Raw genomic sequence first — 11,215 nt, 5'->3', positions numbered from 1 at the left:
GCCGTCGGTCAGCCCGCGAGGGTCGCGGCCTGTTCCGCGGCTCGGAAGCCGGACTCCAGGGCGCCTTCGACGAAGGCCCCGTTCCAGCCGCTCGCTATGTCACCGCCCGCGAAGACGATGCGGCCGAACGGCTGCTGGATGTCCGGCAGCTGACGCAGGAGCTGTCCCGGTCGGCGCAGGCCCCAGCCGCCGCGCGCGTACGGGTCCTTGTGCCACTCCTTCGCCCGGTACTCGACCACCCTGGCCTCCGGCAGCAGTCCGCGGACGGCGGCGCGTACCGCCTGCGGGTCGGACACGTCGAGGGCCGGACCGGTGAAGGCGACGAAGATGCGTCCGTCGGGCAGCTGCTTCTGCGGGATCAGCAGCAGGATCGGGGCGCCCTCCGGGGCCTGGGCGGACACCGCCTCGGAGGTGCCCCGCACGCGCAGCCACAGCTTGGTGGCGTGCGGGACGCCGAGACCCTCGCGGGCTGCGTCGGCGTACACCTTGGGCAGGCCCGGCTCGAAGGTGAGCGTGGACCACATGTTGACGGGCGTGGCGAGCACGACCACCGGGGCCTGGTGGACCCGGCCGCCGCGCACCTCGACGTGGGTGAGGCCGCCGCGCTCGCGGATCGCCGTGACCGGCGAGTTGAGGCTGACGGTCGCGCCGGACTCGCGCAGCATCCGCTCCAGGATGGAGATCATGCCGCCCTGGGGCAGCTCGCTCATCACCGAGAGGAACTTGTCGTAGGTGCCGCCGGCGAGCTGGTACCACTGGGCCAGGCCGGTGAGGGAGCCGGTGCGGTTGCCGCCGGCGAACACCGACGTGGCGCCGCTCACCCAGTCGTGGTCGACGCCGGTCAGCTGGAGCTGGGCGATGCGGTCGGCGAGCGAGAGGCGGTCCACGGACGCCAGCAGGTCCTTGCGGTGGAGCGGCTCGTAGGGCCGCTCGAAGTACTGCTCGGAGCCGGCGTAGAAGTCCGCGAAGAGGCTGTTGAGGCGGGCGCCCGCCTCCTGCGGGGAGTGGCTGGCGTAGCCGTTCGGTCCGGGCATGACCATGCGGGTGGCGTGGACGTCCTCGGTGGTGGTCAGCGAGTAGCGCTTCAGTTCGCGGGCCACGAGGTCCTGGCCGGGGCCGAACCAGCCGCCGCCCAGTTCGATGTGCTGGCCGGCCAGGGTGCCGGGTTCGATGCGGCCGCCGATCCGGCCGCGGGCCTCCAGCACCAGGACCTTCATGCCGCGGGCGCCCAGTTCGCGGGCGACCGTGCCGCCCGCGTATCCGGCGCCGACCACGATGGCGTCGTAGGGCTTGCCGTCCTCCGCCGCGGCGGAGGACCCCGTCGCGGTGACGGCACCGGCGGCGAGTGCGGAGGCGCCCGCCGCCTTGAGAACGGTTCTTCTGGTGACGCGTCCGTGGGCGCGGGGGGTCGTGCTGTCGCCGTTCTCGGTCATGGAACACACCTTTCGCGAAGAGCGGGAATTGCGGGACGGAAAGCGCACGGGATCGACGTGACCGGCGGACGGAAACAAGGTCCGGAAACAAGGTCTGGAAACGAGGTCTGGAAACGCAGGAAGATTTGGGCGCGTCCGATTCCGGGGCGCCGGTGTTCCGGGCATGGGGAAGGGGCCGGTTCCGACGGGGGATTCGGAACCGGCCCCTTCGTCAGGGGGTGAAGCGAATACCGGGCCCGATGCTCACTGGTTCGGGCGGCGGTACGCCTTCACGACGCTGGCGTAGCTGTTCTTGGCGTGGCCCTGGGCGATGATGCCCTCCATCAGCGCCTCGGAGTACTTGGGCAGTTCGGTGTCGACGCCGAGCGCCTCGGACTCCTCGACGAGGTGCTTGAGCGCGCCCAGGTGCGTCTCCAGGGTGGCGTCGTTGGCCGGGAACTTCTCGTCGCCGGCGTCGATCTGCGCGGCGTAGTCGGCCGTGAACATCTTGATGGCGTCGAGCCACATGTGGGCCCACGGCAGGAACTCCTGCGCCTTGACGCCGCCGGTCTCCACGATGGCCACGCCGTGCAGGAAGCTGTTGAGGGCGCCCCACATCAGGCCGAGCAGCGACACGTCGAACAGGGCGGGCTTGCCGTGGTCGGTGCCGAGGTAGGTGGTGCCGCCGCCGAGGAGCTTCAGCACGGGCTCGTGCGCGTCGAAGACGGCCTGGTCGCCCGCGTAGAAGAGGACGGAGGTCTCGGCGCCGATGCCGGGCGGGGTGATCATGATGGCGCCGTCGAGGTACTTGGCGCCGTTCTTCTCCGCCCACTCGGCGGTCTGCCGGGCCTGCTCGGAGGAGCCCGTGGTCAGGTTGACGACGGTCTTGCCGCGCAGGGCGTCGCCGAGCGAGCCGATGACGTCGTGCACCACGTCGTACGTCGACACGCAGACGATCACGAGGTCGCTCGCGGCGACGGCGTCGGCGGGCTTCGCGGCGAGGACGGCGCCGTCCTTGACGAGGCCGTCGGCCTTGTCCGCCGACCGGTTCCACACGGTGGTGGCGTGACCCGCCTTCAGGAAGGCGGCGGCCAGGGCCTGCCCCATCAGGCCGAGGCCGAGCACCGACACCGAGGTGTGGTTGTCACCCATGAATCAGTTCCTCCAGTACGAAAGTGGTGTGCTGAGCGAACCGGCACGCGGGGCGCGCCGGTGAAAGAGGGGGTCCGGGGCGTCGACTCAGAGGAAGACGGTGCCGGGCTCCAGGCCGACCAGGACGCGGCCCTGGAGTTCGAGGTTGACGTCGGCGTTGGCGAGCGCGTGCAGCGAGAAGCCCTGGATGTCGCGGTGGAAGCGCTGCAGGTGGACGTCGCGCCGGATGACGGAGCCGCCGCTGGCGTTGTGGAGGATCTCCACGGCCTCCTTGGCCAGTTGGGCGGCGAAGCCGGTCTGGCCGCGCACGATGGCCTTCTCCTCGTCGGTGGGCTGCTCGCCGGCGTCGGCGCGCTCCTGGAGGAGGGTGAGCCAGCGGGCCGACAGGGCCTCGGCGGCGTCGATCTTGTTGGCCGCCGTGGCGACCTGGATCTGGGTGAGCGGGTGCAGCTTCTGGTCGGTCCAGTCGGTGTAGGTGATGCCGCGTCCGGGGAGGCGCTCGAGGAACAGCTCGTAGGCGCCGCGGGCGATGCCGATGAACACGGCGGCGCACTCGGCCATGACGAAGCTGAGCAGGCCGTAGTTGCGGCCGGTGGCACCCATGTTGGAGCGGTCGCCGGTCGCGCTGACCATGACCTCCTCGAACGACACGGCGTGGTGGGCCGGTACGAAGACGTCCTCGGCGACCGCGGTGGCACTGCCGGTGGCGGCGCCGGCCGAGACGTCCCAGTCATCGACGATCTTGAGGTCCGACATGGGGACCAGGGCCATGATCTCGCCCTCGGTGCCGTCGGGGTTGCGCACCATCGCGGCGGTGAAGTCCCAGTCGGCGCCCTTGCAGCCGGTGTTGAACTTCCAGGTGCCGTTGAGGAGGTAGCCGCCCTCGGTGGGGACGGCGACGCCGGTCGGCGCGAACGCGCTGGAGATCTTGACGGAGCCGGACGCGAAGACCTCCTCCTGGGCCCGGTCGGGGTAGAGCGTCGCCGTCCAGGTGCTCGTCACCCAGACCATCGTCACCCAGGCGGCGGCGGGGCAGCCGCGGCCGATCTCGGTGATGACCCGGGCCTGGTCGGCGAGCGGCAGGTCGAGCCCGCCGAACCGGCGCGGCACGGCCATGCGGAACACCCCGGCCTTCTCCAGGAGTTCGATGCTCTCGTCGAGCAGCCAGCCGCGGTCCTCGGCGGCGCGGCCGTTCTCGCGCAGGGTCGGGACGATGCTGTCCACGGCTTCCAGTACGGCTGCCAGGTCGTCGTTCGTGGCCATTCCGGCTCCTCGATTGTGATTCCTACTGCCGGTCGAGAGGCGTGAGAACCCATACGCTCCCCGGCAGTTCAAAACCTTAACGAAGGCCCCGGAGAAATGAGTAAGAGCACACTCATCGCCTGGTCATCACTGCCGTACCTCCGGAAACCGGAGACGATCTGACGCACCATTACCCGACAATTACCGGGCACTGACCGGGAAATGAGCGGGCGATGCTCGCAAAGGCCCGTATGGGAACATCCCAGCATGACTCTTTCATGGCCCGAACTCGTGACGACGGCGGCCGAGGACACGACCTCGGCACTCGAAAAGGGAGCCGATCAGGACTGGCGCGGAAAGGCGGGTGATCTGGACTGGAGCTGTCGGGAGACGCTTTCGCACATCGCGCTCGGGGTCGTGGGGTACGCGGGTCTGCTCATCGCCCGCCCCACCGACCGCTACATCACCCTGTTCTCCTCGATCGACGGACACGCCCCGGTCCCGGCCGCCCTGGAGGGCATCCGGATCGCGGGCACGCTGCTCGCCGGCACCGTCCGCGACACCCCGCCGGAGGTCCGCGCCTGGCACCCCTACGGACACTCCGACGCGGCCGGCTTCGCCGCGATGGGCGTGCTCGAACTCGTCGTCCACGGGCGGGACATCGCGCAGGCGGTAGGCGTGGAGTACACCCCGTCGGACGCCCTGGCGGCGCCCGTGGTCGAGCGGCTCTTCCCCGACGCGCCCACCGGCCACTCCCCCGCCGAGACCCTGCTGTGGTGCACCGGGCGCGCCGCGCTGCCCGGGCTGCCGCGCCGCGGCGCCTGGCGCTGGGACGGCCGGGTGCGCCAGGCCTGAGGCCGCGCCAGGCCCGGGAGTGCCGGGCCCGAGAGCGCCGCATGCCGGGACGCGCGCGGCCCGAGGCCCCTGCCGCCCTTCCCCCGCTCACCGGATCACGTGCCGCCGGGCGACTCGGACAGAGTCGCCCGGCGGCACTGTCATGTCGCGCCCCGCCCGCGGGGAGACCACGGCATTACCGCAGCGTGGCTGGAACGTTGAACCCGCCCGAATAGTGTCGGCCACGGAAATGCACGAGCACCCGCACTGCCCGTGCAGCAGCCGCGTGGACGTTCCTTTCCCTGAACGTTCCCCTCAAACGTTTCTCCAGCCAAGAAGGCAGGTCGATTTCCGCCATGTCCGAGATCGTCGCGGAACTGGAAAACCACACCGCCCGCTACGTCGAGGCCGTCAACGCCGGCGACTACGAGACGGTCGAGAAGTTCTACACCGCCGACGCTGTCGCCGTCTGGGAACCGGGCAAGCCGCTCAGCGGTGACGAGCGCCGTAAGTACCAGCGGGAATTCCTCGAGGCCGGGCCGCGTATGGCGGCCAAGCCCCGGCAGGTGTTCGTGACCGGCGAGACCGCGCTGATGATCGTCGACTGGACGATCGACATCACCGGCGCCGACGGCACCACCGACCACCTGGCCGGTGTCGGGGTGGACGTGCTGACCCGGGGCGAGGACGGGGTGTGGCGCTACGCCATCGACGACCCGTACGGCCAGGCGAGCTGACCGGCACGAGCGCCACGGCACGCAGCACCGAAAACACCTTGGCTCATGAGTGAGATGCCGGTTCCGCACGGCGGGCCGGCACCGAGTACACGGGGGACACACAGCACCATGCACAGCACCGGACCCATCGGCGGGCGGCGGCCGACGCGCCGCACCCTGCTCAAGGCGGCCGGGGCGGCCGCCGTCGCGGTACCCGCCCTGACTCCGTTCGCCCCGGCCGCCTCGGCCGCCACCCGCGGTGCCGCGGCGGACTGGGACGTCATCGTCATCGGCGCGGGTTTCGCCGGCATCACCGCGGCCCGCGAACTGCGCGCCCGCGGCAAGCGGGTGCTCGTCCTGGAGGCACGCGACCGCATCGGCGGCCGCACCTGGACGGACACCTACGGCGGTCAGCTGATCGAGCGCGGCGGGACCTGGGTCGAGCCGACCCAGCCCTACCTCGGCGCCGAACTCACGCGCTACAAGCTGGCGCTGGAGGAGGACGAGCCGATCTCGACCACGTGGCTGCCGACGCCGGCCGGCCCGCGGCAGTTCACGCCCGAGGACGGCTTCGGCCGGATGGGCACCGTCTTCGAGCGCATGTTCGACGGCACGCGGACGTACTTCGAGAAGCCCTTCCAGCCCCTGCACCGGGCCGACCTGCTGCAGAGCCTGGACAAGCTGACGCTGCGCGACCGCCTGACCCAGCTGGCTCTCACGCCCGAGGAGGAACTCCTCGTCAACGGGCAGACGGCGGTCTACGCCGGCGGTGCCAGCACGGACGGCGCCTTCACGATGTTCGCCCACTGGTGGGCCCTGGCCGGCCACACCAACGCGGGCTGGAACGACACCATGCGCTGGCGCATCGCCAAGGGCACCAAGGCGCTGCTCCAGGCGATGGTCAACGAGGCCAAGCCGACGATCAAGCTCAGCTCGCCGGTCGCCTCGGTGAACGACACCGGATCCCTGGTGTACGTCACCACCACCTCCGGCACCCGCTACAGCGCCACCGCGGTCGTCGTCGCGATGCCGGTCAACGCCCTGAGCACGGTCAAGTTCAGCCCGTCCCTGCCTGCGGCGCTCACCACCGCGACGACCCAGGGCATCGCCGTGAAGAACGCGGTGAAGCTGTGGATCCACGCCCGCAAGGGAGCCAGCCGGGTCTACGGCCAGGGCGCCGAGGGCGGCTCGCAGATCCCCATGCTGCTGCCGTTCAAGGAAACGTCCGAAGGCATGCTCTACATCGCCTTCAGTACCGATCCCGGGCTCGACCCGACCAACACCGCCCAGGTGAAGAAGGCCGTGCAGCAGCTCGGCGTGAACCTGGACATCATCGGCGTCAAGGCGCACGACTGGGGCCGCGACCCCTACGCGCGCGGCGGCTGGGCGTTCCGCAAGCCGAAGCAGCTCACCACGCTCTACCCGGAGGTCACCTACACCAGCGGGCGGCTCTCCTTCGCCAGCGGCGACATAGCCAACGGCTGGAGCGGCTACATCGACGGCGCCATCGAGTCCGGTCTGCGTGCCGCCCGGCAGGCAGCGGGCGAGGAATGACCACCGAGGCATCACCCACCCACCCCCCGGAAGGGAACCGCATCCCCATGTCAGCCACGTCCTTCACCGTCCCCTTCGACCCGGAACGCCCCGACCTCACCGCCGACACCGACATCCAGAACGAGATCTTCATCCAGGTCTTCAACTCGGGCGACGGCGAGCTGTTCAACCGCCTCTACCTCGACGACTCCGTCTCGAACTTCTCCGGCGAACCCCTGACCGGCGCCGACCGGCTGGCCTTCTTCAAGGAGTTCCTGGCCTCGAAGCCGACCCTCAAGGCGAGCGTCACCCACTCGTACGTGGCCGGTGACGTGGCGCTGATCGGTGTCGAGTACTCCATCGACACCACCGGCCCGGACGGTGAGCCGGTCCTGCTGGAAGGCGTCTGCACCGATGTGCTCCGCAAGACCGACGACGGCCGCTGGCTGATGGCCATCGACCGCCCGGTGGCCGCGACCGGCCTCGTCGCGGACTAGCGCGAGAGGGAGCCCCCCTGGTGCGCCAGGGGGGCTCCGCCGTGCCGGAAAACCCCCAGATGGCCCGACGAGAGACGGAGAGACAATGACCGACCAGAAGGAACTGGCGTCCGTACTGGACGCCGTACGCGATGCCGTCCCCACGCTGCGCGCGAACGGCGCGGAGGCGGAGGAACGGCGTTGGATCCCCGAGGAGAACATCCAACTGCTGGAGAAGGCCGGGGTGTTCCGCGCCGCGGTGCCCCGCGCCCACGGCGGGCTCGACTTCGGCGTGGCCGACCAGTTCAAGGTCATCGCCGAGGTCGCGCGCGGCTGCCCGTCCACCGGTTGGCTGACCATGGTCTGGCTCACCAGCACCTGGTGCGCCTCCCTCTACCCCGACCGGGCGCAGAAGGAGGTGTTCGAAGGCGGCGACACCCGGGTGTCCATCGTCTTCGCCCCGACCGGCACCCTCACCCCCGTCGACGGCGGCTACCGCCTCAACGGCACGTGGCGCTACAACTCCGGTGTCCGGGGCGCCGGCTGGGACCTGCTCGCCGCGATGGTGGAGCACCCCGACGGGGCCCACGAGGAACTCGTCGCGCTGGTCCCGGTCTCCGAGCTGGAGGTCACCGACGACTGGCACGTCAGCGCGGGAGCCGCCACCGGCAGCTGCACCACCACCGCCGAGGACCTGTTCGTGCCCGCCCATCGCGTGGTCTCCCTGGAGGAGGCCATGGTCAGCGCGACCGGCGACCGCGAGAACACGGGCGCCACCGGCCGCAACTACGGTCTGCTCGGCTACGTCCTGTCCGGCGTCGCGGCCGCCTTCACCGGTATCGCGCGCGGCGCGTACGAACTGTTCCTCGAGCGCCTGCCCGGCCGGGGGATCACGTACACCGACTGGACCGACCAGAAGCTGCACCCGCTCACCCAGATCCAGGTCGCCACGGCCGCCAACAAGATCGACGCCGCCGAGGGCCTGGCGGACCTGTGGCTGGAGGTCCTGCAGGCGAGCGCCGACGCCGGCGAGCAGCCCACCGACGAGCAGAAGGCCGTGATCCGCGGCCGGACGGCGTACGCGGCGCAGCTCGCCAAGGAGGCCGTCGAGCTGCTGTACACGGCGAGCGGCGGCTCGGTCATCCGGCGCGAGGTCGCCCTGCAGCGGTTCCACCGCGACATCCAGGGCTTCTCGCTGCACGCCCTGGTCCAGCGGGACGCCAACCTGGAGGTCCAGGGGCGGGTCCTGGTCGGCATGGACCCGGGCACGTACTTCCTGTGACGGCCGGCCTCCCGCGGCGGCGGGAGGCCATGTCACACGGCAGGCCATGACGCACGGCAGTGCACCACACACCGCAGTGCGAGACACACGGCAGGGCGGCACCACCGGTGGGTGGTGCCGCCCTGCCGTGTCCGCCCGCCGGACCGGCGGCGGTCGGGCCGTGGCCGTCAGGAGCCGGTGGCCGGCTTCCCGAAGCGGCCGTTGACGAAGAGCAGTTCGTCAACGCTCCCGCCCTCGCCCGCCGCCAGCACGGTGCCGATGAAGATGGTGTGGTCGCCGAACGCGTGCGACTCGGTCAGCTCGCACTCCAGCCACGCCACGGAGTCGTCGAGCAGCGGCGCCCCCGTGTGCTCGCCGGCGCGCCAGTCGACGCGTTCGAACTGGGCGGCACCCAGCGTGCGGCTCTTGTCGGCGAAGTGCCGGGCGAGCGGCTCCTGGTGGGCGCCGAGTATGTTCACGGCGAAGCGCCCGGCCCCGGTGAGCGCGCCGTGCATGACCGCGCTGTGGCCCACGCTGCACAACACCGACGGGGGGTCGAGGGAGACCGAGCTGAAGGCGTTCGCCGTCATGGCGTGCAGGTGCTCCCCGCCCACGGTGAGGACCGTGACGCCGGTGGCGAAGCGGGACATCACCCCGCGTAGCCGGTCCGGGCGTACCGGCTCGTGCCCGGAACGCACGGCAGCGTGTTCGAGTTCGGCGGACGCGGAATTCATGCCACTCTCCGATGGGTCACGGGACACGTCAGTGCCGTCCGCACGAAAAGGGGCAGCCGGCGCAATCAACGTAGTCGCGGCGTCTCGCGGATCCTTCATGCCCGGGTAACCGGGGGGCCTTCAGTGACCGACCGTCACCGATGACCTTTCAGTGACCGGATGTTTACCCGTCCATCGGACCCTGAGGACATGACTGAGACCTCCGCCGCAGCCGCGGAACGCGAACTCGCCGAGCCCTATCTCCGCCAGGTACTCGACACCGCGGGACTGGCGGTGGAGTACGTGCGCGCCGAGGGGAACACGCTGTACGTACGGGACGACGACGGCACCGAGTTCCCGGTCGTGGACTTCGCCGGCGGTTACGGCTCGGTGCTGCTCGGCCATCACCACCCCGAGATCACCGCGTACGCCCGTGAACTGCTCGCCGAACATACACCGGTGCACGCCCAGTTCTCGCGCCACCCGTACGCCAACCGGCTGGCCGCCGAACTCAACCGCATCATCGCGCGTGAACTCTCCGACGACGAGCCTTATTACGCCATCTTCGGGAACAGTGGCGCGGAAGCGGTGGAAGCCGCCGTGAAGCACGCCGAACTGGACCGGGGCATACGCGTGTCCGAACTGCTCGGCTCCGTCGACGCCGGACTCGCGCGGGCGCGGGCCGCGGTGGACGACGGGTCCGCCACCGTCCACGGGGAGGCCGCCGCCCGCCTCGGGGTCGCCCTCGCCGCGGACGACAACGATGCCCTCGGCTTGCTGGAGGCGGCGATCAGACGCCACAACGACGAGGTCGCCGCGGCCCCGCCGCTGTTCCTCGCCCTGGAGGGCGGCTTCCACGGCAAGCTCGCCGGCACTGTGCAGCTGACCCACAACGAGGGCTACCGGCTGCCCTTCAAGTCCCTCGCCGCACAGGCGCGGTTCGTCCCGCACGACAGCCCCGAGGACCTGAACGCGGTCCACGCGCGTGAACGCCGGACCCTGCTCGGCCTGAGCACGGAGAACGGCAGGATCACGGTGACGGAGCACGAATTCCCCGTCTTCTGCGCCTTCCTCGTCGAGCCGATCCAGGGAGAAGGCGGAATCCGCGTCCTGTCCCGCGCGTTCGCCCGGGAGATCCAGGAGTTCTGCGCCCGGATCGACTGCCCCGTCGTCGTCGACGAGATCCAGAGCGGAATGGGCCGCACCGGCACCCTGCTCGCCAGTTCCCGGACCGGCCTGCGCGGTGACTACTACACCCTGGCCAAGACACTCGGCGGCGGCATCGCGAAGGCGTCCGTGATGCTGGTGCGCGAGAAGCGCTACCGCCGGGACTTCGAGATCGTGCACAGCTCGACCTTCGCCAAGGACAGCTTCTCCTGCCACATCGCCCTGAAGGTCCTCGAACTGCTGGAGCGGGACGGCGGCGCGGCCTACCGGCAGGCCGAGGAGCGCGGCGCGGCGCTGCACGCGACACTCGACGCGCTGCGGGCGGAGTTCCCCGACGTGGTGGCGGACGTACGCGGACACGGGCTGATGCAGGGCCTGGAATTCCACGATCAGTCCGAGGCGTCCTCGCCGGAGTTGCGGCAGATCGCGCAGAGCGGCCTGTTCGGCTACTTCCTGGCGGGCCATCTGCTGCGCCGGCACCGGGTGCGGACGTTCCCGACGGCCAGCGCGGTCGGCACGTTGCGTTTTGAACCCTCGATTTATGTCACAGACGCCGAACTGGGACAGCTGTACGCCGGACTGCACGACGTGTGCACACTGTTGCGCAAGCAGGCCGGCGACGAACTCACCGCCGCGGGCCACTGATCCACCCTGGGGCCGCCGCCTCCCCCCACCGGCGGACTCCCAGGGCATTCCGGCCGGGTGCCGG

The 11,215-nt window shown here is 70.6% G+C and carries 10 protein-coding genes; 6 read left to right on the top strand and 4 right to left on the bottom strand.

Going from position 1 to position 11,215, the window contains the following annotated elements; translation table 11 throughout:
* Nucleotides 1-8 precede the first annotated feature (8 nt).
* The 3 genes from IE153_RS30010 to IE153_RS30000 all read right to left on the bottom strand — a co-directional run bounded on the left by IE153_RS30010 (nucleotide 9) and on the right by IE153_RS30000 (nucleotide 3,827).
* Nucleotides 9-1,433 (bottom strand): flavin monoamine oxidase family protein, encoded by a 1,425-nt coding sequence (locus tag IE153_RS30010; protein WP_189592905.1) that lies wholly within the window; start codon nucleotides 1,431-1,433, stop codon nucleotides 9-11.
* A gap of 243 nt (nucleotides 1,434-1,676) precedes the next feature.
* On the bottom strand, nucleotides 1,677-2,564 hold the full coding sequence (locus IE153_RS30005; RefSeq protein ID WP_189592904.1) for an NAD(P)-dependent oxidoreductase: 888 nt from the start codon (nucleotides 2,562-2,564) through the stop codon (nucleotides 1,677-1,679).
* 87 nt (nucleotides 2,565-2,651) lie between these two features.
* Nucleotides 2,652-3,827, bottom strand: coding sequence for an acyl-CoA dehydrogenase family protein (locus tag IE153_RS30000; RefSeq protein ID WP_031110015.1), 1,176 nt, complete (start codon nucleotides 3,825-3,827; stop codon nucleotides 2,652-2,654).
* Between the two features lie 246 nt (nucleotides 3,828-4,073).
* Here IE153_RS30000 and IE153_RS29995 point away from each other — a divergent pair, with 246 nt between their 5' ends.
* The 5 genes from IE153_RS29995 (at nucleotide 4,074) to IE153_RS29975 (ending at nucleotide 8,647) form a co-directional block, all read left to right on the top strand.
* Nucleotides 4,074-4,661 (top strand): maleylpyruvate isomerase N-terminal domain-containing protein, encoded by a 588-nt coding sequence (locus IE153_RS29995; protein WP_142158599.1) that lies wholly within the window; start codon nucleotides 4,074-4,076, stop codon nucleotides 4,659-4,661.
* Between the two features lie 335 nt (nucleotides 4,662-4,996).
* On the top strand, nucleotides 4,997-5,377 hold the full coding sequence (locus IE153_RS29990) for a YybH family protein (protein ID WP_189592903.1): 381 nt from the start codon (nucleotides 4,997-4,999) through the stop codon (nucleotides 5,375-5,377).
* A gap of 108 nt (nucleotides 5,378-5,485) precedes the next feature.
* The gene (locus tag IE153_RS29985) at nucleotides 5,486-6,910 is read left to right on the top strand and encodes a flavin monoamine oxidase family protein (protein ID WP_229829254.1); all 1,425 of its coding nucleotides are present in this window, start codon (nucleotides 5,486-5,488) and stop codon (nucleotides 6,908-6,910) included.
* A 47-nt stretch (nucleotides 6,911-6,957) separates the two neighbouring features.
* On the top strand, nucleotides 6,958-7,386 hold the full coding sequence (locus IE153_RS29980) for a YybH family protein (RefSeq protein WP_189592901.1): 429 nt from the start codon (nucleotides 6,958-6,960) through the stop codon (nucleotides 7,384-7,386).
* 85 nt (nucleotides 7,387-7,471) lie between these two features.
* On the top strand, nucleotides 7,472-8,647 hold the full coding sequence (locus tag IE153_RS29975) for an acyl-CoA dehydrogenase family protein (RefSeq protein ID WP_189592900.1): 1,176 nt from the start codon (nucleotides 7,472-7,474) through the stop codon (nucleotides 8,645-8,647).
* Nucleotides 8,648-8,814: 167 nt separating this feature from the next.
* On the opposite strand, the gene IE153_RS29970 is transcribed toward IE153_RS29975, so the two are convergent.
* A complete protein-coding gene (locus IE153_RS29970; RefSeq protein WP_185014320.1) occupies nucleotides 8,815-9,360 on the bottom strand; it encodes a flavin reductase family protein in 546 nt (181 codons plus the stop codon).
* Between the two features lie 189 nt (nucleotides 9,361-9,549).
* Here IE153_RS29970 and IE153_RS29965 point away from each other — a divergent pair, with 189 nt between their 5' ends.
* Nucleotides 9,550-11,151 carry an aspartate aminotransferase family protein gene (locus tag IE153_RS29965; RefSeq protein ID WP_189592899.1) on the top strand — a complete coding sequence of 534 codons (1,602 nt, stop codon included), beginning with the start codon at nucleotides 9,550-9,552 and terminating at the stop codon, nucleotides 11,149-11,151.
* Nucleotides 11,152-11,215: the final 64 nt, after the last annotated feature.

It is taken from the genome of Streptomyces massasporeus, assembly GCF_014648995.1.
Lineage (GTDB): Bacteria > Actinomycetota > Actinomycetes > Streptomycetales > Streptomycetaceae > Streptomyces > Streptomyces massasporeus.
This window is presented reverse-complemented; position numbering and strand designations above follow the sequence as displayed.